General features: G+C 51.1%; 21 protein-coding genes. 13 read left to right on the top strand and 8 right to left on the bottom strand.

What is annotated here, in order from left to right:
• The first annotated feature begins 19 nt into the window (after window positions 1-19).
• The 3 genes from T458_RS56100 (at window position 20) to def (ending at window position 2,865) form a co-directional block, all read left to right on the top strand.
• Window positions 20-844 (top strand): helix-turn-helix transcriptional regulator, encoded by an 825-nt coding sequence (locus T458_RS56100; protein ID WP_023557858.1) that lies wholly within the window; start codon window positions 20-22, stop codon window positions 842-844.
• Window positions 845-1,009: 165 nt separating this feature from the next.
• Complete coding sequence (locus tag T458_RS46045) at window positions 1,010-2,290, top strand: MDR family MFS transporter (protein WP_144083872.1); 1,281 nt, start codon at window positions 1,010-1,012, stop codon at window positions 2,288-2,290.
• A complete protein-coding gene (gene def, locus T458_RS46040) occupies window positions 2,287-2,865 on the top strand; it encodes a peptide deformylase (RefSeq protein WP_023557856.1) in 579 nt (192 codons plus the stop codon). Before T458_RS46045 ends, def begins: the two co-directional genes overlap by 4 nt.
• Window positions 2,866-2,969: 104 nt before the next feature.
• Here the strand turns inward: def and T458_RS46035 are convergent, their stop codons facing one another.
• Complete coding sequence (locus T458_RS46035) at window positions 2,970-4,394, bottom strand: L,D-transpeptidase (RefSeq protein ID WP_023557855.1); 1,425 nt, start codon at window positions 4,392-4,394, stop codon at window positions 2,970-2,972.
• 117 nt (window positions 4,395-4,511) lie between these two features.
• On the opposite strand from T458_RS46035, the gene T458_RS46030 reads away from it, so the two are divergent.
• The 5 genes from T458_RS46030 (at window position 4,512) to T458_RS46010 (ending at window position 9,083) form a co-directional block, all read left to right on the top strand.
• Complete coding sequence (locus T458_RS46030) at window positions 4,512-5,060, top strand: RNA polymerase sigma factor SigX (RefSeq protein ID WP_023557854.1); 549 nt, start codon at window positions 4,512-4,514, stop codon at window positions 5,058-5,060.
• The gene (locus T458_RS46025) at window positions 5,057-6,235 is read left to right on the top strand and encodes a DUF4367 domain-containing protein (RefSeq protein WP_023557853.1); all 1,179 of its coding nucleotides are present in this window, start codon (window positions 5,057-5,059) and stop codon (window positions 6,233-6,235) included. Before T458_RS46030 ends, T458_RS46025 begins: the two co-directional genes overlap by 4 nt.
• An 84-nt stretch (window positions 6,236-6,319) precedes the next feature.
• Window positions 6,320-7,267 (top strand): ABC transporter ATP-binding protein, encoded by a 948-nt coding sequence (locus T458_RS46020; protein ID WP_023557852.1) that lies wholly within the window; start codon window positions 6,320-6,322, stop codon window positions 7,265-7,267.
• Complete coding sequence (locus tag T458_RS46015; protein WP_023557851.1) at window positions 7,251-8,117, top strand: ABC transporter permease; 867 nt, start codon at window positions 7,251-7,253, stop codon at window positions 8,115-8,117. Before T458_RS46020 ends, T458_RS46015 begins: the two co-directional genes overlap by 17 nt.
• 294 nt (window positions 8,118-8,411) lie before the next feature.
• Entirely contained in the window at window positions 8,412-9,083 is a 672-nt protein-coding gene (locus T458_RS46010; RefSeq protein WP_023557849.1) for a hypothetical protein, read from the top strand.
• A 77-nt stretch (window positions 9,084-9,160) separates the two neighbouring features.
• Here the strand turns inward: T458_RS46010 and T458_RS46005 are convergent, their stop codons facing one another.
• Together T458_RS46005 and T458_RS46000 are read right to left on the bottom strand one after the other, a co-directional pair.
• The gene (locus tag T458_RS46005; protein WP_023557848.1) at window positions 9,161-9,355 is read right to left on the bottom strand and encodes a hypothetical protein; all 195 of its coding nucleotides are present in this window, start codon (window positions 9,353-9,355) and stop codon (window positions 9,161-9,163) included.
• 35 nt (window positions 9,356-9,390) lie between these two features.
• Window positions 9,391-10,032, bottom strand: a complete 642-nt coding sequence (locus tag T458_RS46000; RefSeq protein ID WP_144083871.1) for a GGDEF domain-containing protein — start codon at window positions 10,030-10,032, stop codon at window positions 9,391-9,393.
• Window positions 10,033-10,042: 10 nt separating this feature from the next.
• Between T458_RS46000 and T458_RS57805 the strand changes: the two genes are divergently transcribed.
• Window positions 10,043-10,174, top strand: coding sequence for a hypothetical protein (locus T458_RS57805; RefSeq protein WP_290367276.1), 132 nt, complete (start codon window positions 10,043-10,045; stop codon window positions 10,172-10,174).
• A 71-nt stretch (window positions 10,175-10,245) separates the two neighbouring features.
• Here the strand turns inward: T458_RS57805 and T458_RS45990 are convergent, their stop codons facing one another.
• Complete coding sequence (locus tag T458_RS45990; RefSeq protein ID WP_023557845.1) at window positions 10,246-10,884, bottom strand: hypothetical protein; 639 nt, start codon at window positions 10,882-10,884, stop codon at window positions 10,246-10,248.
• Between the two features lie 112 nt (window positions 10,885-10,996).
• Window positions 10,997-11,641, bottom strand: a complete 645-nt coding sequence (gene trmB, locus T458_RS45985) for a tRNA (guanosine(46)-N7)-methyltransferase TrmB (protein WP_023557844.1) — start codon at window positions 11,639-11,641, stop codon at window positions 10,997-10,999.
• A 407-nt stretch (window positions 11,642-12,048) separates the two neighbouring features.
• Here trmB and T458_RS45980 point away from each other — a divergent pair, with 407 nt between their 5' ends.
• Window positions 12,049-12,549, top strand: coding sequence for a C40 family peptidase (locus T458_RS45980; RefSeq protein ID WP_023557843.1), 501 nt, complete (start codon window positions 12,049-12,051; stop codon window positions 12,547-12,549).
• A 125-nt stretch (window positions 12,550-12,674) separates the two neighbouring features.
• On the opposite strand, the gene ilvD is transcribed toward T458_RS45980, so the two are convergent.
• Window positions 12,675-14,354: a dihydroxy-acid dehydratase gene (ilvD, locus tag T458_RS45975; RefSeq protein WP_023557842.1), complete on the bottom strand. Its 1,680-nt coding sequence runs from the start codon at window positions 14,352-14,354 to the stop codon at window positions 12,675-12,677.
• Window positions 14,355-14,549: 195 nt separating this feature from the next.
• On the opposite strand from ilvD, the gene T458_RS45970 reads away from it, so the two are divergent.
• Entirely contained in the window at window positions 14,550-15,029 is a 480-nt protein-coding gene (locus T458_RS45970) for a PaaI family thioesterase (protein ID WP_023557841.1), read from the top strand.
• A 50-nt stretch (window positions 15,030-15,079) separates the two neighbouring features.
• Here T458_RS45970 and T458_RS45965 read toward each other — a convergent pair whose 3' ends face one another.
• Window positions 15,080-15,454 (bottom strand): hypothetical protein, encoded by a 375-nt coding sequence (locus T458_RS45965; RefSeq protein ID WP_023557840.1) that lies wholly within the window; start codon window positions 15,452-15,454, stop codon window positions 15,080-15,082.
• Between the two features lie 107 nt (window positions 15,455-15,561).
• Here T458_RS45965 and T458_RS45960 point away from each other — a divergent pair, with 107 nt between their 5' ends.
• Complete coding sequence (locus tag T458_RS45960; RefSeq protein WP_023557839.1) at window positions 15,562-16,338, top strand: inositol monophosphatase family protein; 777 nt, start codon at window positions 15,562-15,564, stop codon at window positions 16,336-16,338.
• A 65-nt stretch (window positions 16,339-16,403) separates the two neighbouring features.
• Here the strand turns inward: T458_RS45960 and T458_RS45955 are convergent, their stop codons facing one another.
• Complete coding sequence (locus T458_RS45955; protein ID WP_023557838.1) at window positions 16,404-17,687, bottom strand: RNA 2'-phosphotransferase family protein; 1,284 nt, start codon at window positions 17,685-17,687, stop codon at window positions 16,404-16,406.
• A 164-nt stretch (window positions 17,688-17,851) separates the two neighbouring features.
• On the opposite strand from T458_RS45955, the gene T458_RS45950 reads away from it, so the two are divergent.
• Complete coding sequence (locus T458_RS45950) at window positions 17,852-20,578, top strand: DNA translocase FtsK (protein WP_023557837.1); 2,727 nt, start codon at window positions 17,852-17,854, stop codon at window positions 20,576-20,578.
• The last annotated feature ends 50 nt before the right edge of the window (window positions 20,579-20,628 follow it).

The raw sequence follows: 20,628 nt of genomic DNA, 5'->3' as shown, positions 1-20,628 counted from the left end.
CGAATGAAGGTGTGGATGCATGAAGCTAATCGAATTGAAACTGACAAACAGCAAAGTCATGATGATTCAATTTTCTCCTAATACAGCAGATCCCGAGGAGCATGCGCATGGCACCGACTTTCAGTTGAGTATCCCGCTGGCCGGCTCTCCGTATATCCGCTATCAGCAGGAGACGCGCAGGCTGGAAGAAAATCTGTGGTGCATCACGGCTCCTGGCGAGAAGCACTACCATTTTGCCAACGACCGACCGGCGAAGGTGCTGTTGATCAACCTGGAGCATTCTTTTTTGCAGCAGGTATTGGCGGAGCATTTGGAACAGAAGGCAATGCAGGTCGAGTTTATGCCGTGGATGGGAGGGCCGGCAGAGGCTCTACGCAAAGGGGCGTTGAGCCTGATGCAGCTTGCCCTGGAAGGAGATGGCGATCAAGCGCCGTTGCTGGAGCTGGAATACGAACTGGCTTCGCTGCTGTTTGCGCTGGGAAAAGGGAGCCATACAGAAGGCTGGCAGCAGCGCACGCCGCGTTTGGAGCATCCGACTCTGCAAAGAGTGCTTCGCCGCATCCATGACGACCTGTCGCTTGATCTGCGTCTGGACGTCCTGTCAAAAGAAGCAGGCATTAGCAAGTACTATCTCATCCGCTTGTTCAAGGAGTACCTCGGGCAGACCCCCAGCGCTTACATTGCGGAAGTCAGGCTTTCCAAAGCGAAGCAAAAACTGATCGAAACCAAAGCTGACATCACGCAGATTGCTTATGACGTCGGTTTCGGCAGTCTGGATACCTTCGAGCGCTTGTTTAAGCAAAAGCATCACATGAGCCCAAGCGAGTTTCGCAGGATGCAGTAAACTACCGACACTTGTTGAAAGCAAGCAAACCCAGTGACCGCGGCTGACTTTCCGTGGTTTTTTGCTGTAAAAATTGCTCTGTTTATTTGGCAATTTTTGCGCCGTACCATCACCGCTCCCCATGTAAAGTGGGGAAAGAATGCATCAGAAAGAAAAGGTGATCGTATGGCTCGTTTTCATCCTGTCGTGTGGAGTTTGCTTGCAGGGACCTTTTTATCCAGAGTGGCGACGTATATGACCATGCCGTTTTTGGCGATCTATCTATACAAGAGTAAAGGGATGGATGCGGACTGGATCGGAGCAGTGATTGGCATCAGCTTTTTGGTCGGAGTGGCCAGCAGCTTTTGGGGAGGAATGATCTCGGATCGCTATGGACGCTATCCCGTGATGATCCTGGCCTTGCTTGGCTGGGCGCTTACCTTCCTGGGCTTTGTTTATGCCGAATCACCCTTCGCTTTTTTTCTCATCAGCGCACTAAACGGCTTTTTCCGCAATATTTTTGAGCCGGTCTCGAAGGCGCTGCTGTCCGATATGACCAGCATAGAAGAGCAGGCCACCGTATTTCATGCACGTTACCTGGCGATCAATGCGGGTGCCGCGCTGGGACCGATCGCAGGTGTATATCTAGGCAGCGCGCAGACGGCGGCCCCGTTTTTCCTGACTGCCGGCACCTACGGCTTCTACCTGCTGATCATCCTTTTGCTGCAAGCAAGGTGGCCGCAAGCGTCGGTGAGGCAAAAAGAAGCGCCGGATGAGACTGCCATTACGGTCAAACAGGCACTGTCAGTCGTGATTTCCGATCAGGTGTTTTGCGCGTTTCTCATCGGGATGATGTTTTTGACAGCAGCATATGCACAGTTGGAGTCGACTCTCGTACAATACATGGGGAGTGCTCCCGGATTTACTGATGGTGTCCGGCTGTTCTCATATCTGGTGACTGCGAATACTGTCGCTGTCCTGCTGTTGCAGGTTCCGGTCTTGCGCCTGGCGAGGCGCTTCCCCGCGATGAAGTCGCTGCAGCTCGGGACGGTCCTGTTCGCGCTTGGTTTGTTCGGTTTTGGCCTGTTCAAATCGCTTGTGCCGCTTCTGTTCTGCATGGTACTGTTTACAGTAGGCGAGATTCTCTGTTTTGTCATGTCGGAGGTCTTTATTCAGGAGCTGGCGCCTGAGCATGCCAAAGGCACGTACTTCGGGGCGAGCGGTATTCCCTTTCTCGGACAAAGCATCGGACCTTGGTTCGGGGGGTATTTGCTCAAGCTGCTGGGATTTGCCGAGGGGCATCTGGTCTTTGGTGTTCTGGCAGGGATGACGTTGCTCGCCATCCCGCTGTTTATCGTGGCCCAGAGCCGACTAGCCAGGCATACAAGGATTGCACGGCAGGAGAACAGAAGCAAGAAAACGAAAAAACGTGTGAAGGATACGATAGACGAGGTGTTTGGAAAGTGAGCAAATTTACCAAGGATTATGTCATCACGATGAAGGATATTGTCCGCGAAGGGGCCAAGATTCTGCGCAAAGTGACGGAAGAAGTGAGCATTCCTCCTGCGGCAGAGGATGTAGAAGAACTGCAATGCATGCTGCAGTATCTGAAAAACAGTCAAGACCCCGAGCTTTCCCAGCGATATCGCCTGCGCCCCGGCGTGGGGCTGTCGGCCAATCAGATCGGGCTGGATAAGCGCATGTTTGCCGCATATTTTCCGGATGAGACGGGGGAGTCGCAGGCGTACATGCTCATCAATCCGAAGATTATCAGCCATTCCGTCGGGATGATCTATTTGTCGGAGGGGGAAGGCTGCCTGTCCGTCGACCGGTCTGTCAAAGGCTATGTTCCCCGCTATCAGCGGATCAAGGTAAGGGCCTACGATCCAGCAGGCAAAGAAGTCGTCCTGTCGTTCAAGGGATATGGGGCGATCGTGACGCAGCATGAAATCGATCATCTGAACGGGATCATGTTCTACGATCACATCAATAAAAAGCATCCGTATCTCCTGCCTTCCGGTGTTCCGATCGAGGCGTTGTAAAACAAGGAAGTATCCAAAAAGCGCGCTCCTCCTTCTCAGAGGGCGCGCTTTCCTGTTTGTGGAACGTAACTTTTGGTGTTCATAAACGTCCTGACTAGCAGACCTTAATGCAGCCACTTGTACACCACATGCGGCGTCTCTTCCTCGGGTCCTGCAGCCAGAACGAAGGGGGCGGGATTGCTCCAGTCCGCACTGGCAGGCATGGCGGAGATGACGACCTCTGTCCCCAGCGAGACGAAGCTGTACAGTTCCTCGACGTCGGCATTGTGCAGCCGTACACAGCCGAGAGACGAGTTTTGACCGATACTGGCCGGGTCGTTTGTACCGTGGATGGCATAGCCCTCCGGCATGAAGACGAGGCCACGTGTGCCGTAAATATTGTCGTGACCGCGGGGCTTGTTGATTTTTTGCAGGATCGTATGGAGCCCGTTTGGCGTTGCCTGGTTTTTGCCAATTCCGATCGGATGACTGCGAATCACGTGGGAACCGCTTCGCAACTCCACTCTGTGGCTCGCCTGGAAAAGATGCAGCTGCATCGGTTCAAGCGGTACGACAGGCTCCGGATATCCGGGCAGGGGCAGGACTTCCGGCAAGCTGTCCCAAGCAAGGGCAGAGTCCCATTTTTCTGGATGGTATGCATAAGATGTCATTCCCCATTCGGCGGGCGGGAGCGGAATTTGCGGCAGACTGTTGCCGGGATACGCTCCGGCGAGATCTTCCAGACGGGCTGGCAAGGCTCCTTTTTGCTGATAATGGCGGTAAAGGGCGTTGCGCAAGGTGATGATATGCTGGTAGACCATCTGCTCTCGGGTGAATGCTTCTCTAGCCTGGCTCAATGCGTTCTCCGTCTGGTAGCTTGCGGGCTGGGCAAACCATTGCTCCGACAGGACCATGCGTGAAGACGGATGATACTTGACAATTCCAAGGACTTCCTTGGGTTGATAAAACAAAAGCGGTGTAAACAACGGCAAGCCAAAAGCCTCAGGCACGATCATGACCGTGTAGGGCTGTTCAAGAGCCGGTCGTCGCCCCAACAAATAACGTCTGACCTGACTTTTCATTTCCTCGACGGATAGCGAAGGCGGTACGGCAATGACCTCCACATGGGGCTTGTCCATGGTGGCGGGGGCCATCGACTCGGATGCAGCCTGTGCAGGTGCAACAGCCGGAAGCGGATCTGTCAGCAAACCTGGCGAAAAAACAAACTGCAGGTAGAAAAACAATAGAGAGCCAAGCAAAAGGCGGGAGCGTCTCCTCCAGGCTTCCTTCTGCCGTTCGCGCAGCAGGTTCTGGAAGGCTTGTCTCGCTTCTTCTTGGAACGGACCTGGTCGGGTGTGCAAGGCTTGCCTGTGTGCGGCGAGCGCCAAGTCTCGTTCCCCGCGTGCTTCATGCTCCCGTCCCAGGTGATACCAGCCGATGGCTTCCTGCGGGTACTGCTCGGTGAACCAGCGGTAAAAGGCGAGATCGCTCTGCTGCGGATACCGCATGTGAAACGAACTTTTTTCCTGGAGAAAGGAAAGCTTTTCCATGTAAACTCCTCCCTATTGGGTGTATCGGAAAAGACAGCAAAAAATTTTACGTGAACTTGTCACAAAACCGGATTCGGCGGTTTCTATAAAATGAACGAGGCGAAAGGAGGAAAGGAAGTGGGTGTGCAGGCCAAACTGGCGATTCAATCCATGAGAGGAAAGCAGGATGCAGACAACTTTCAAGAGCTGTTTACGGCCTATTATCCGTTTGTCGTCCGGCAAATCGTACGGATCGTCAAAGACCAGCAGACTGCGGAGGATTTGGCTCAGGAAGTCTTCCTCACCTTTTACCGTACGGATCGAACCGTAATCGAGCATATTCCAGCCTGGCTGTCCAAAGCTTCGATATATGCAGCGTACAACTATCTGCGATCGGAAAAGAGAAGAAATGCGCGAGAGGAGCAGGTGGAAGCCGAGCGGACACATACCGCGCCGTCGTCGGAAGAGATATGGCTGGAGCAGGATGAGATCGGGCAAGTGCGCGACGTGTTGTCCGCACTGGATGAACGGGAGCGCACACTGCTGGTCATGAAATACTCCGGCTTTCCCTATACGGAGCTGGCGAGAGCAACAGGTGTCGAAGTAGGGTCAGTGGGCAAGCTGCTCTCTCGCGCCAAGCTGAAATTCCGCAGTATCTACAAACAGATGAGGGGGGAAGCTGAATGAAATGCGTGGCTGAAGATTTGCTTCAAATCTACCTGGACGGAGAATGCGGGTATGAGGAGTTTCAAAACATCTCCCAGCATTTGGAAACCTGTGCCATCTGTCAAGCACGTTTTACCGAACTATCCGAACTGGAGAATTGGACCAGGGAGAAGGTAGAGAAGTCGTTTTTCTCCTCGCCCCATGAAGTGAAGGTAGATACGGAGGCAGCATGGCAACGTTTTTCCCAACAGATCAATCAGCAGAACATCGGCAAGCAGGATGCGGAAATAGGAGCCGCTCCTGCCAGCAGCCCGATGAATAAAAGGAGTTGGAGTCATATGAACAAGCGAACCAAACAGTGGATCACAGGTGTATCGACAGCAGCGGCAGTCGCCGTAGCGCTGTCTATCCCGCAGGTGCAAGTGGCGGCCAAGGATCTCTTGTCTATTTTTCGCGTAGACAAGGTAGCATTCGTCAAAGTGACCGCGGAGGATTTGCAGCACGCGGAAATGTGGCTGTCCTCCGGAAAGGCCGGGGAATTGGAGTTAAATGGAATTGGAAAAATCAGCATCGATGATTCGGATCAGAACGGCGATGGCTCGGTCTGGTATGAGTCGAAGGAAGAGGCGGAGAAGGCAGGCGTCCAGCTTCCTGAGCTCCCGAGCGACGTCAGCTTCAATGGGGTGGATGTGCATGCTGCGCATCGCGTCCAATTTGAAATCGATACGGAAAAAGCGAATCGCCTGCTCGAGCAAGTCGGCATGGACAAACGCTTCGACGACCAACTGAATGGCAAGCCATTCTCGCTGCAAATACCGCAAACCATGAACCTGTACCTGAAGTCGGGAGATGCCGATTTTACCTACAATGTAGTGGGGGGATTGAAGCTGCAAGCTCCTGAAGGGGTAGATCTTGCTGAACTTCGCGATACGGTGCTGGCCCTGCCGTTTATTCCGGAGAACGTCAAAAAACAGATGGTCAATCTGGATGACTGGCAGCACACCTTGCCACTGCCTTACATCGAGGACAAGGACAGCCAGGTGAAAAACGTAAACGTCAATGGCGAAGAGGGCTTGCTGATCGAATCGCCGCATCGCTCTTACCTGATCTGGCAGCACAATGGCTCCATTCACATGCTGGACGGCGCGGAAGACAAAGCCGAGCAACTGATGTCCTTCGCAAAAAAAGTCAAATAATGGCTGTCAAATTGGCAGAGCTTACCGGGCGAGGTGGGCTTTGCTTTTGCCCGTTTATTTTGTCTGAGAGTCTGGGAGGGTACTATGTCTGACAATGTCATCGAAACGATAGGTTTATCCAAGCAATACGACGGCAAAGGCGGCTGCAAGCAGATCACGCTGCAAGTTCCGCGCGGCTCTGTATTTGGCTTTTTGGGGCAAAATGGCGCTGGGAAGAGCACCTTCGTCCGCACCATGCTGGGCTTGCTGCACCCGACTGCGGGAAGTGCGACGATGCTCGGCCACCCCATCGGAAGCGTGGAATCACGCCGGAAAGTCGGTTATTTGCCTGAGCTGTTCCGTTATCCGGACTGGCTTACCGGCAGGCAATTGCTCAAGCATCACGGGGAGATCTGCGGCTTGTCCAAAAGCCAGCGGGACCGGGTGATCGGCGAGGTTGTCGAGGTTGTCGGTCTGGGCGGGCGGGTCGACGAACGGATTCGCGGCTATTCCAAAGGGATGCAGCAACGAATTGGTTTGGCCTGCGCCCTGCTGAGTGACCCGGAGCTGATCTTTTTGGATGAACCGACATCTGCGCTTGATCCGATCGGCAGAAAAGAAGTGCGGGAGCTGATTGCGCGCCTGCGTGATCAGGGAAAAACGATTTTTCTCAACAGTCACCTGCTGAGCGAGATGGAAAGCGTCTGTGATTATGTCGGCATCATTCACCGAAGTGAGCTGGTCACCTCTGGAGAGTGGCGCAAGCTAAGCGCAGTAAAGCCCCAGGTGGAGATCACCATCGAGCAGGCGACAGCGGATTGGCATGCCCATTTGCCGTTTGTAACGGATCAGCGCTTGCTGAAGGAACGGGAAGGGCAAGCGACTTGGCTCGTGACGCTGGATCAGGAGGGACGGGTGCCTGTTCTTTTGCAGGAGCTGGTGGCAAGTGGGGCTGCCGTTCACGAGGTCGTTCGCAAGCAACAATCGTTGGAGGAAGTGTTCTTGTACTGGGTCCAGCAGAAGGAGAGGGAAACGCATGTGGCCAATCATTAAAATCACATACCGGGAGATGATCTCCAAACGGATTTTTACCATCACCGTCTTGATGTCACTGGCGTTCCTGCTCTTATTCGGCGTCGCGACCTGGTTCGCCGCGCGCGAGATCAGGGAAACAATGGGCGCGGTCTCTGGCGATGCGATGATGATGAAAGGGTTTTTCTCGACGCAATTGCTGGGAATGGGTTTGTATTTTGGCTCGATTATCGCCGCGTTACTGGCGATTCTGAGCAGTGTGGGGAGCATCGCTTCGGAAATCGAGAGTCATCAGATCGATACGTGGCTTGCGCGCGCGATGCCACGCAGACAATATATGCTCGGTAAATTCCTCGGACTGGCCAGCATGCTGATTCTCTATACAGCGATGCTCTATCTGGGACTGATCGCCATCAATCAATGGGTCGGAGGCGGTGAGATGGCCGTGCAGCTGCGTGCAACGCAGGTCATGACAGGGCTGGGCTACTTTCTTCTCCTGCCGGTCATCCTGGTTTGCGTATCCCTGCTGATGAGCAGCATGACGACGACCGTCACCGGCGGCATTTTCCTGATCATTCTTTATGGCATCAGCTTTATCGGCGGTTTCGTCGAACAATTGGGCTCCTTGATACACCAAGAGTCCCTCGTTCAGATCGGCATTGTCTCCAGCCTGATCTTTCCGACCGATTCCTTGTTTCGGCTGAGCATGCTCTCCTTGTTTGAGGCGGTGGACAATCCCTTGTCTTTTGCTTCCCAAGGGATTTTCGGCACTTCTTCTCCGCCAAGCGCCGCAATGCTATACTACACCCTTGGGTACGGACTTGTCGCATTGCTGATCGCGATCCGGATTTTTCAGCGAAGAGATGTATGAATGGAAGACATAAAAAAAAGAACGGCCATTAGGGTTAAGACGTTCTCTTTTGAATTGAATTCGCAACACAAAGTGGGTGCGGAATCGCAATGGTTCCCGTACCCTATTTTTTATACCTGCTCAACGAATCGGATTAACAATAAAGTGTTTGACGTAAAGGATATAATTGTGAAATAAGAGAGAGCATTTCAAAGGAAATGAAAACCTGTTAGAAGTTTGCGTTTGTCAAAATTCAATAGTAGTCTTTTTTTAACGAGGCAGGTTAGTAAAAAAAATTAAAACAGGGTGTGCAATATGAAAAAAGGATTCTTGGTTTGTATTACGATCATGTTGATGCTGTCATCGGCTTGTGAAAATGTTCAAACAGCATCAACTACAAAAACTTCAAATACTTCGAATAATAGCGTAGAAAATACAACGGTTCCCAAAGGTGCAGATACTTCGCAAACAAATTCTACCAGTGAGCATGAATCTGAAACTGATGAGTCCATTATTCCAAAGAGTACCGCTGAATACTGTGATGGGGTATGGACAAATTTGGATGATGAAACGGAAAAGTCTTTCTATGGAACTTGGAAAGTTGAGAAACTTTTGGGGTTTGCAAATTCATACAATGATGCTTCTGAATATCCAACAGGGCAAAAAATAATTGGTGATGAAATGATAATCAAAAAAGACTTCTTTTCATCAAAAGGACTTAAAAACTATCATGATTATCAACACGAACTGAAGAACCCATTATATAGGCTTGATTTTATATGCGATAACTCAGACTCTTTTTATCGTTTATTTCAAACAGATCCCGATCCTTTAAATATAAATAATAATGATACAGTAAAATACATAGTAATAAATGACTCTTCTACACAACTTGGCATACCTCTAAGTTTTTTTATTGTTAATAATGATAGGCTTATCTTGTTATTAGAGGCAACATCTTTTGAACTTAAAAAAGTCACTGATTAAAGAGAAAAAGCATGACCTATTCTACATGTGAATGGTCATGCTTTTTCTCTTGTTCATTCAAAAGAGAACGTCTTACGTTAGGGTTGCTGTTCTCTTTCTTTTTCACGCAAGAGCTGGATTAGGGCGTCCAGCTTTTCATTTCGTTGTTGGTCATGGAGCGTTTTTTGTTTCATGAAACGAATGACTTGCACGATCAAGTAGATGATGAGGGCGTAGAAGGCCAGCATCAGCAAAAGCGGAATAAAGGAAGCAAAAGCAAATCCAAGGTCCATCGTAGGTTCCTCCAAGTCTTCCAGACATTCCAATATTATACCATTTCTCCAAATGGAGAGGAAGCAAGGCGCTGCCCTTGCTTATCCTTATACATCTCAAGATCAGCCCTCTTGATGATTTCTTCGATGGACAAATCCGTGTCTTTCTCGCAATGATAGAGCACTCGACTGGCAGATAGCGTGTAAGGCTTGCCGCTGCTGCTGTTCTTCTCCGCGAACATCTGCTGGATGGATGCCCAGATTGAAGTGACTTGCTGCCAATCCTTTTGAAAGAAAAGAATGATGAATTCATCTCCGCCGTAACGGAAAAAGAGATCTTCGGCATGCAAGCGCTCACTGATCACCGTACAGACTTCCTTGATCATCTCATCCCCTGCTTGATGCCCGTAGCAATCGTTCACCTGTTTGAGATTGTTTAAGTCAATAAAGCAGACGATACACGAAGATGCCTCTGAATGGGGATTGGCTAGCCAGTTGTTCAATGCCTCCAGTCCACCCCGACGATTTAGAATTCCTGTCAATGCGTCGTAGTTGGCGTGCTCTGCCAGATTCTCTTCTACCCGCTTCAAGGGAGTGATATCCGTAACTCCTGAGAGAATGCAGGTCTCGCTTCCATACATGATCAGCTCATAATGGGCCATTCCCCATTTCGTTGTCCCAAGCGGCTGATCTTGCAAGCGGCTGATCTTGCTTCAGTATGTAGTTTTTGATGCTTCCTCGCATGCGCAGTTCACTGACGAGTTGAAGCCGCTCTTGCGGACTGCTGAAGACGAGCTGGTGGTCAGTCAGAGAATCAGAAGTCTGGGAGGGCGGGCATGATTCTGCAGCCGCTTTGTTCCAGAGCTGCAATTTGCCATCGGAAAGCCTGGACAGGATAAGCGGATAGGGATTCATCTCAAATAAGGTGCGAAAGTTTTTTGCAGTTCATCCTGTTTTTGTTGATGCAGGAATTCTTGCTCCCGGGACGAGTAGAGCAGCACCAAGAGCAAAAAGGAGATAAAAGCTGCAATGGTAGAGATGATTTGTTTGGAAGTTAATAGATTCGGATCGTCGATGAAGGATGAGAGCAGGGAGAGAAACAGCACATGAATGATTGCGAGAATGCAGAAAAAATGCTTGGGACGAATCGGCAGCAGGACAGCGGAAGCCACGAGAACAACCAGGTACATATCGATGTGACCACTCAATCTGTAGCTATTTAGGGAAGCGAGCGCACTGGAGCCGATGTAGAGGAAAACGTAGAAGTCGAGGAGCAGATCAGGCCCCACCGATTGGAGAAAACGCTGATTCTTCTTGACGAGTGGGTAGATCCCCATGTAGAACAGGGAAGCCAGAAATCCGGCAGCATGGATAAGGATCAGTGTCGTATGGAAAGGAGTGCCGGCAACATGCTGGTAGAGAACCAAATCGACGTAGAAGTAAAAGGCATAGAGTGCTAGGAGTGCAATGGAAATGACATGCAATCGCTTGAGCAGAAAAGACAAGTGTGAATAGTGGAAATTCTCTGTATGTGCTTTCATTTGATCCATATTCAATCCTTTACACAGGTATGGAAGAGAACGGAAGGACTCCTTCTCCAGAGCAGACTGCTGGATTGCCAGCGGCTGATCTGGAGAAAGAGAAAGAGATGACTTTTGCGTATCAATGGAAGGAACAAGCTGCCTCAACCCGATAGATTCGTTGTCCTCTCGAGGAAAAGCGCTCTTCGTATTCCGTCATGACATTGTCCTGAGCCAGTTTGGACTGGTGCAGATCAAAGGTGATGTTGCGAAGCTGGAAACGCTCTGCGGCCATCTGGTTCAGCGAGAACTCAAACAGCTTTTCATTGTCTGTCTTGAGATGAATCTCACCGTCCGGCTTCAATACCTGGCGATAGGTTTGCAGAAAACTAGAATAGGTGAGACGACGCTTGGCATGTCTCGTCTTTGGCCAAGGATCGCTGAAGTTGAGATAGAGTCGAGAAATTTCATGATCAGCGAACAGGTCTGTCAGCATCGCTGCATTGTACTGGACGAAGGCGAGATTGGGAATCTCGCGGTATTCCGTGCGCTGTACGGCTCGCAAGACCACTTCAGCCTTCAGTTCAACGGCAATGAAGTCGATGTCGGGATGCTGGGCAGCCAATGTGTTGATGAAACGTCCCTTCCCGCATCCGATCTCTACGTGGATGGGATTGTTGTTCCCGAAGCGTTCATTCCATTTCCCTTTGTAGGAAACAGGATTTTGCACAAACGTCGGATATTCAGCCAGGGCCGACTCGGCGCCTGGAATATTACGCAGTCGCATAGATTCCTCCTTGATAACGAACTCCTATTTACTTTACGATGACTCCCCTGATGTTGCAAGTAGAGAGTAGAAATGGATGATTCCAGGAAAGACCAGTCCTGTTTGCATCGTTCAGGGATTTTTTACAATGAAACGCAGGAGAAAAGTCACAGGATATGCGAAAAGGCCTATATAAGGTGCGGAAAAAATTGGGGGATTCCGGAGGAACATGTTGGCAAATGAAGAAGACTGAAAATTTGACAAATGCCTATAAAACTGCGGCTTCGAGGCGTCAAGTGGAAATTTCGTCCGAATGTGGTTAGTCTGCTTGGAAACTTTTTGCCAATTTCGTAGATAGAAGAGGGATGGTAGAGTAGAGAAACAGCGGAAGATCAACCAAACTTTTCATAAAAGGGAGGATGAACAACATGAAGGTAAGAAAAGCGATTGTAGGAATTCTAATGGGCGTCACGATGGGGTTGACGGCCGTAGTAGCACCGATACCAGGTGACATTGGCGTTGCGCATGCCGCATGGAGTCAGAGCAAGGCAGACAAAGTCATCAACACCGGAAGAAAATATATGGGCAGGCCCTATAAATTTGGTGCAAGCAAAAATACGACGGCTGTTTTTGATTGCTCGTCGTTTACGCAGCGTGTTTTCAGAGAAGCTATTGGCAAGAAGCTGCCCCGCGATTCGCGTTCACAATCGAAGGTGGGAACCCGTATTTCCAAAAGCAATCTGAAAAAAGGCGATTTGATTTTCTTCAAGGCGAGTACGACTACATCGTCGCAGAGAATTACGCATGTTGCCATTTATGCTGGAAATAACAAACTGTTACATACCTATGGGAAGCCAGGGGTTACCTATAGTACATTCCGGGGGACCTCCTGGGAGAAACGCTTCGTCACCGCCCGGCGGATGATGTAGTTATCATATAAGACGCATCACGCGGCGATTGGTTTCGTCGAAAGGGACAGCAAATTTTGTAAATAAGAAAAAGAAAGAGTCAGCCCCGCATCCGAGCAGATGCGGGGCTGATCTTTTGTCCTGGATTAGATTTTCAGAATGCCGCCCATGCTGGCGTTGGTCACCATTTTGGAGTAGCGGGCCAAGTAGCCGGTTTTTACTTTCGGCTCGAACCCTTTCCAATTGGCTTCTTTACGACGTGCCAGTTCGGCTTCATCGACATGCAGTTCAATCGTCCGCGCTTCCAGATCGATGGAGATGATGTCGCCATCCTCGACGAAGGCAATCGGTCCACCTTCTGCAGCTTCAGGAGACACGTGGCCGATACTGATTCCGCGAGAAGCTCCAGAGAAGCGTCCGTCTGTTACGAGAGCCACTTCTTTGCCGAGGCCCATACCGACGATCTGGGAAGTCGGTGCAAGCATCTCAGGCATGCCAGGGCCGCCTTTTGGACCTTCGTAGCGGATTACCACGACGTGGCCAGGCTTGATCTTGCCAGCCGCGATCCCTGCGAGGGCATCTTCTTGGGAGTCAAAGCAGATGGCAGGACCTTCATGGCGTTTGATCGAAGGATCCACACCGCCAGTTTTGATGATCGAGCCCTGTTCTGCCAGATTTCCGAAGAGGACGGCAAGGCCGCCGGATTCGCTGTACGGGTTGTCCAGTCGACGGATGACCTGATCGTTTTTGATCTCGGCATCTGCGACGTTTTCGCCCAGTGTTTTGCCAGTAACGGTAATGCGGTTCGGGTGGATCGCTCCAGGCTTTTTCGAGATTTCCTTGAGAATGGCGGAGACGCCGCCTGCCTCGTGGCAATCCTCGATGTGGTAGTCGGAGGAAGGAGCCAGCTTGCAGATGTTCGGAATGCGTTTGGCTACTTCATTGATGCGCTCGATCGAGTACTCGATGCCGGCTTCCTGTGCGATTGCCAGGGTGTGCAGCACGGTATTGGTGGAACCGCCCATTGCCATGTCGAGGGCAAAAGCATCGTCGATCGCTTCCAGCGTTACGATGTCGCGCGGTTTGATATCGCGCTCGATCAGGTGCTTCAGTTTTTCAGCAGATGCTTTTACCAGTTCCTTGCGCTCAGGCGAGACTGCGAGAACAGTACCATTGCCTGGCAGCGCCAGACCGATGGCTTCGAGCAGGCAGTTCATCGAGTTGGCGGTGAACATGCCGGAGCAGGAGCCACAGGTTGGACAGCCGTATTGCTCCAGCTCATCCAATTGCTTGTCGTCGATCAGGCCGGCTTGATAAGCGCCAACGCCTTCAAAGACCGACGAGAGCGAGATCGAACGGCCATCGCTGGTTTTTCCGGCCTTCATCGGACCGCCTGTCACGAATACTGTCGGAATATTCACGCGGAGTGCGCCCATGATCATCCCCGGAGTAATCTTGTCACAGTTCGGAATACAAATCATGCCATCGAACCAGTGAGCGGAAACAACGGTCTCCAAGCTGTCTGCGATGATTTCGCGGCTTGGGAGCGAGTAGCGCATACCGATGTGGCCCATGGCAATCCCGTCATCCACGCCGATGGTGTTAAATTCAAAAGGAACCATTCCGGCAGCGCGAACGGCTTCCTTCACAATTTTCCCGAATTCCTGCAAGTGTACATGACCTGGAATAATGTCGATATACGAGTTGCAGATCGCGATAAACGGTTTGTCGAAATCCTCTTCTTTCACACCTGCTGCACGCAGCAAACTGCGGTGAGGTGCGCGGTCAAATCCTTTTTTGATCATATCACTTCTCAGTCTGGCCACTTGTAAACTCTCCTTCCGAATAGAAAATCCAGCCTTCTATTTTGCACTATCTTAACACTTTTCACTAAATAGAAACAACCGTTAAAGTCTGAACATTTGCTCAGAGTCAAACACTTGCTGGACAAGTGCTGCATAGAAAAATGCAGAAAATTGCTTTAAAATAGAGAAAGCGACGATTTAGGGTGGAGTGAAAAAATGATAGAAGAATTGAAAAATATCTGGGAAGAAGGCAGCGAGGAGGAACGGGAGCTGCTCGCGCTAACGCTTCAGTCCATTCGCCAAAGACGAGAGAGAAAAAGTGTATTTCTATCCGGGTTCCTTGGCTTGCAGGGGAGGTTCCTCGATGATCGCACCTATTCTTTCGAGGTGCCGATCACCACATTTATGAAAAACTCGACGGGTGCGGTACACGGCGGAATTCTGGCTACGTTGATCGACTCCACGATGGGTTCCCTGATCAACCGCTCCCTGCCGCCGGATAAGTATGCCGTGACGACAGAGCTGAAGGTCAATTACCTGCGTCCGGCTTTGGGAGAGAGCCTGCGCACAGAAGCGACATTTTTGCATCGCGGACAAACACTGGTGGTTATGGACACCAGCATCTACGATGACCGCAACAAGCGGGTTGCGCATGGTACCGGGACGTTTATCGTCTTGGACAAAAAAGCAAAGTAAAAAGCCTCTAAACCGCGGTGATGCGGGATAGAGGCTTGGATAGAAAACGTTCAGCGGATGACTACCAGGCCGCTGTATTCCGAGATGTACGAAAGCATCTTGGAAGAGATGGGGAGGATAAACTCCATGTTCTCCTTTTCCACGATGCCGGAGCGGGAGACGACCCGTGCCCATTTGGCTACCAGCTTGTAGGTCTGGGAGTCGAAGAAAGGGCGTTGCTTCCCTTGCTTGCGAAAAAGGACGGGGATGGAATCCTGCTGGATCGGAACCATGCTCACGATATCGTGCAGAAACAGATGATAGGTCAGATGCGGCTTATACAAAACCAGTTCCTTGCTGGTGACCGAACAGCCGAGGTGCTTGTTCATTTGGGACAGCTTAAGTTCGCCTTCCAGATTTTTCAGGCGGATAAAATCGCTGTTCATGTGAAATCCCCTCCCATTCTGTAGTAGGGCGTCTATCTATCATAGTAAATGTAGGGCTTGAGTGGCAACCGAAAACACGAATGAAACTTCATGAGGATGTGGAAAGAATGCTGGAAATAGCCAAAGCTGCAGCAAAAGCGGCGGGTGATTATTTGCAGGAGCGTTTTCTGGAACAGCTTGTTCCAGACGAGGAATTGCATAATGATGTCAAACTGCCCGAGGACAAGGAAAGCGAAAAGCGCATCATCGAAGTGCTACATCGCCATTTTCCGGCGCACTCGATCTTCTCGGAAGAAATCGGGCTGTTGGAGCGGGATGCAGAGTACCTCTGGATTGTCGATCCATTGGACGGCACCAATAATTACTTTATAGGATACCCTTACTTTTCCGTATCCATCGCCTTGCAGCATAAAAACGAACTGGTTTTGGGGGTCGTCTACAATCCGGTAGCGGGACAGATGTTCTGGGCAGAGCAGGGAGGTGGTGCTTTCCTGAATGGAAAACGCATCTCCATCAATCAACGCGCTGATCAGACGAAGGCCGTGGGTACGTATATTCGCGGGCGCCATTCCGTCACCAAGGAGCAAGAGCTGGCGTTCACCGAGCCATTCGTGATGCAGACCAAACGCTTGATGCGCAACATCGCGCCTGCACTGGACTGGTGCTTGCTCGCCAACGGCTGGCTTGATTATATCATCATGCAGCGCTCCAGCATCATGGATGTCGCTGCAGGAATTGTCATCGCCAAAGAAGCGGGGGCAACCATCACGAATTGGCAGGGAGAGCCTTATCGTCACCAGGCATTTCGGGTGGAGGAGCTCGCATCCCTTGTCGCCAGCAACGGAATCTTGCACGAGACGATCCGCGGCTTGATCAAAGAGTAGGCAAGATGAAAGCAGAAAAGCACGACGCCATGTGGGCATCGTGCTTTTTTCGATGGGAGGAATGCTTATTCAGCTGCTTCTCCCTCAGCTGCATCTTCCAGCTCCCAGTTCGCCCATTCCTCTTCCCATTCTTTCTGGACTTTGTACTGGTCGAGGGAGGACTGGACAAAGTGACGGAAGAAGCCTTTGTCACTGAAGCTGTCGATTGCTTTTTCATCATTGTACAGTTGTTCGATGGTCACGCCGGCATCTTTGCCAGGGATCTCGTATTTGGTCGCTTTGCCGAAGTTGTAGGCATACTGATCAGCTTCGAGACCTACTGTCAGAGGCTGTTTCATGCCGTCAACCTGGAATGTTACGCTCAAAGCGCTTTTTTGTTGAACAGGCAATTTATCTTTGTTGATGTAGAAGTCGAGGTTCCAGTTCAAAGCGTGGAAACCAGCGGCTTTCATTTCTTCGACAACCTTGTCAGCTGTGTATACTTTGCCAGATTCCTCGAGCCATTTTTTCGCTTCAGCCAGACCGGTTGTTACAGCCTGTTCAGCCATGGCGCGTTTTTCGGCTTCAGTCGTCTTGCCATCCTCTGGGAACATCTCTTCCTGCAGGGAAGTGGAGAGGACCATCATGTCGATAGCGAAAGCTTTGACGTCTTGGCTTGCAACCGCGTCATTTGCTGTGTAGAAGAACATGTTGACCAGTTCTTTGGCATCCAGCTTGATCGCGATGTGGGTAGCTTCCGCTTTTTCGCCGTTTGGCAGTTCAACGGTAGCCGCTCCCAGATTTTTCACGTTGTTCAGCTTGTAGCCGTATTTTGCTACATATTTCTTAATGAAGGAAATCGTCAGGTCGTTCATTTTTTCCTGATATTCCTTCAATTTGGCAGGGTTGGCAGCTTCCGAAGCGCCCATCGCGGCCATATCACCAGAAACATCAGCGCTCATCACCAGATATTTGCTGTCCAGCGGAGATTTCAAATAGAACGAATCTTTGCTTACCAAAAGCTCGACCGAAGCATTTTTATCCCCGGACCACAGCTTGTTGTCGCGCAACAGCTTGTCGTCGTTTACTTCAATGACAGCCTTGGCGTTTTCCAGATCAAGCTGCGAACCTTTCACTGTGACGCCCGCTTTCAGAGCTTCCAATACGGCTTTTCCTTCAGGATCGACCGTCTCGCCCAATGCTTCCGGCAATTTGTCGATGTCACCCGTCAATTTCAACGTGCCTTGGTAGTCGTAATTCGGTTTATCCAGCGTTTGGACGATGGAATCGCGGACCAGTGATGCTTCACCGGAACATCCGGACAATACGAGCATCCCTGCTATCAGTAGGGCACTCCCCTTCTTCCACATGCGGTATTCCTCCCTATGTATATACTTTTTCTTTCCCTTACTATGTACGTGTGAGACCCACCAAAAGTTTCATAAATACGAAAAAAACAGAATCGAACGAACGCAAGTCTTTTTTTCTGGTAAAATAAAAGGGAAATGAAGCAAGTGAGAAAGGGCGTTGCAACATGTGGTCGTGGTTCCAAAAGCTGATGAATGTGTTTCGGGGGGAAGAGAGGGAAGTGGATGAGGATGAGACGCATCCACCCAACCATACGAAATCCCGTCAGCTCCAGGCAAAAACGAAAAGCATCTACCCGAGAGAGCGTGAAAGCAGTCGGGAACATGACGAGTTCAGAACGGACAAGCAGCGGCAGTTCCGGTTTCCGGTCGTCCCAGACCACTATCCGGAGCGCAGAAGAATAGAGAAGGAGATGGGTCTGGATCCGGATCTTCTTGAAGGAAACCAGGAGAACCAGTCTTCTTCACGTGAGAGGTTGCCCAACCGGAGGGCTGCAAAAGCAGTGGAGCAGCCGGAGGAGAAGACCTTGCCAGTCAAAAAACAACAGGTGGATCACCGGGGAGCTTCTACGAAGCCGGGGAATCAGAAGACGGCAGGAAGCGAAAAAAGAGCCTATCAGCCTTCGGATATTGTCTCTCCTGTATACGGAAAAATTACGCCGGCCACGATGGAGATGGAGCATCGCATTCATACAACGGCGGGCATTGTCTACCCGCTCCAGGAGCAGGAAGAGCAGCTAAACCAATTAAAGCTGTGGCAGCAGATGCAGATGGCAGGAAAAACGGAAAATGAGCCGCAGGAAATGGCAGACGAGCCTGCCGAGGAGACAGCTGCTGACGAAGCAGCGGCCGCAAGCGAGGCTACGGTGGAGAAAGAGGCAGATACCTCAATCGAGCCGGTGTTTCTATTTGCAAGGAAACAGCAGCCTCCAGTCGAGGAAGAGGAAAGCGAAGAGGAGACAGCCTGGCCAGAAGCTCCACAGCATGAATCATCCGAAGCAAAAGCAGATCATGTAATAGAGACGGAAGCAGTAGCCGAGGTAGAAAACGAAACAGAATCTGAAATCGAAACAGAAACTGAAATCGAAGCAGAAACTGTGATCGAGGAACCACAGATTCCGGATACATCAAGCGGAGTGGTGGAGTTCCTTGAAAGCGAGATTTCGCCAGATCAAGAGGAAGACGATGTAGCAGGGGAAGACGAGAGCATCGTTTTCATAGAAAGTGATATGGAGCAGGGGGAAGAGAAGGTGGACTTCGAGAAAGCCGCTATGGAGGCTGGGCAGAGTCCCGAGATAGCTCGCCTCCTGGAACGTGCGGAATTCAGTCCACTCACGACTGTAGAGGAAGAACAGGACGATACAGCGGCAACGCCAGTCAACGTAACTTACGCAGCTCCGCTTGTTCATACCGAGCCATTGCGCATTGAACCAGTGCAAAAGCCGACGGAACAAAAGCAGCCTGACGACCTGCAAGCTGTGCCTTCCTATCAGTTGCCGTCGCTGGATTTGCTCAATCCAAGCCCGGAGGTTGCGGGGGATGATGACGAGCATACACAATTGCAAAAGCTGCTGCTGGAGGAGACGCTTGCGAACTTCAATGTCAGCGCGCAGGTGGTCGGGATCGTGAAAGGTCCGTCTGTAACGAGATTTGAGCTGCAGCCAGCTCCAGGCGTCAAAGTAAACAAAATTACCAGCCTGATCGATGACATCAAGCTGAATCTGGCTGCCAAGGACATTCGGATCGAAGCGCCGATTCCGGGTCGCAATGCGATAGGGATCGAGGTCCCGAATCTGTCCAGCCAGCCGGTGCTGATTGAGAAAATCATCGGGTCCGCGGAATTTCAACAGCATCCTTCGGCATTGGCAGTCGCTCTGGGGATGGATATCGGAGGGGCTCCGATTATTGCGGACATCAAAAAGATGCCGCACGGACTGATCGCTGGTGCCACCGGTTCCGGTAAGAGCGTCTGCATCAATTCGATCATCGTCAGTCTGTTGTACAAGGCGACGCCCGAACAAGTGAGGCTGCTGCTGATCGATCCTAAAATGGTAGAGCTGGCTCCGTACAACCACTTGCCGCATCTGGTGACACCAGTCGTCACAGAAGCCAAGCAAGCGACGGCCGCGCTGAAATGGGCAGTCGAGGAAATGGAGAAGCGTTACGCCCTGTTCGTGGATGCGGGGGTACGCGACATTGAACGCTACAATCAGACGACAGATGATCATTTGCCCTATATCGTCATCGTGATCGACGAATTGGCCGATCTGATGATGGTCTCCCCGCAGGATGTGGAGGACTGCATCATTCGGATCGCCCAGAAGGCAAGGGCATGCGGCATCCATCTGCTGCTGGCGACACAGCGACCATCCGTCGATGTGATTACAGGCAACATCAAGGCGAACGTGCCGACTCGCCTTGCCTTTGCGGTGTTTTCCCAAGTCGACTCTCGGACGATCCTCGATCAGTCCGGAGCGGAGCGATTGCTCGGCAGAGGGGACATGCTCTTTTTGGAGAGCGGAACCACGCCGCTTCGGCTGCAGGGGAATTTCGTCTCGGACGACGAGATTGAACGAATCACGCACATCATCAAGAAGCAGAGAAAACCTTCCTACCTATTCAGCAAAGAAGATCTGGAGCAACAGGTGCAATCCTTTGACGCCGGAGACGATCCCCTCTACCTGGAAGCGCTCGTCTTCGTCGCGGAGCAGGGACAGGCTTCCGCTTCCGGCCTGCAGCGCAGATTCCGGGTGGGGTACAACCGTGCGGCCCGTCTGATCGAAATGATGGAAGCAGACGGCTATGTCGCCGGCCAAAGCGGCGGCAAGGCGAGGGCAGTCCTGATCACGCTTGAAGACGCGCAAGCGGTAGCGGAAGGTTCGAGTTTGGTGTAAAAAAATGGAGGATTGAACCAGCTGGTCGAGGAAAAAAGGAAATAAGCGAG

Origin of the sequence: Brevibacillus panacihumi W25 (assembly GCF_000503775.1) — a bacterium.
GTDB lineage: Bacteria > Bacillota > Bacilli > Brevibacillales > Brevibacillaceae > Brevibacillus > Brevibacillus panacihumi_A.
The sequence above is the reverse complement of the archived record's forward strand: the minus strand, read 5'-3'. Positions and strand labels throughout refer to the sequence as shown.

Coding starts and splice junctions, on each gene's coding strand:
- T458_RS56100 (WP_023557858.1), top strand. CDS start 20: ATGAAGCTAATCGAATTGAAACTGACAAACAGCAAAGTCATGATGATT.
- T458_RS46045 (WP_144083872.1), top strand. CDS start 1,010: ATGGCTCGTTTTCATCCTGTCGTGTGGAGTTTGCTTGCAGGGACCTTT.
- T458_RS46035 (WP_023557855.1), bottom strand. CDS start 4,394: ATGGAAAAGCTTTCCTTTCTCCAGGAAAAAAGTTCGTTTCACATGCGG.
- T458_RS46025 (WP_023557853.1), top strand. CDS start 5,057: ATGAAATGCGTGGCTGAAGATTTGCTTCAAATCTACCTGGACGGAGAA.
- T458_RS46020 (WP_023557852.1), top strand. CDS start 6,320: ATGTCTGACAATGTCATCGAAACGATAGGTTTATCCAAGCAATACGAC.
- T458_RS46015 (WP_023557851.1), top strand. CDS start 7,251: ATGTGGCCAATCATTAAAATCACATACCGGGAGATGATCTCCAAACGG.
- T458_RS46010 (WP_023557849.1), top strand. CDS start 8,412: ATGAAAAAAGGATTCTTGGTTTGTATTACGATCATGTTGATGCTGTCA.
- T458_RS46005 (WP_023557848.1), bottom strand. CDS start 9,355: ATGGACCTTGGATTTGCTTTTGCTTCCTTTATTCCGCTTTTGCTGATG.
- T458_RS45990 (WP_023557845.1), bottom strand. CDS start 10,884: ATGGATCAAATGAAAGCACATACAGAGAATTTCCACTATTCACACTTG.
- trmB (WP_023557844.1), bottom strand. CDS start 11,641: ATGCGACTGCGTAATATTCCAGGCGCCGAGTCGGCCCTGGCTGAATAT.
- T458_RS45980 (WP_023557843.1), top strand. CDS start 12,049: ATGAAGGTAAGAAAAGCGATTGTAGGAATTCTAATGGGCGTCACGATG.
- T458_RS45970 (WP_023557841.1), top strand. CDS start 14,550: ATGATAGAAGAATTGAAAAATATCTGGGAAGAAGGCAGCGAGGAGGAA.
- T458_RS45965 (WP_023557840.1), bottom strand. CDS start 15,454: ATGAACAGCGATTTTATCCGCCTGAAAAATCTGGAAGGCGAACTTAAG.
- T458_RS45960 (WP_023557839.1), top strand. CDS start 15,562: ATGCTGGAAATAGCCAAAGCTGCAGCAAAAGCGGCGGGTGATTATTTG.
- T458_RS45955 (WP_023557838.1), bottom strand. CDS start 17,687: ATGTGGAAGAAGGGGAGTGCCCTACTGATAGCAGGGATGCTCGTATTG.
- T458_RS45950 (WP_023557837.1), top strand. CDS start 17,852: ATGTGGTCGTGGTTCCAAAAGCTGATGAATGTGTTTCGGGGGGAAGAG.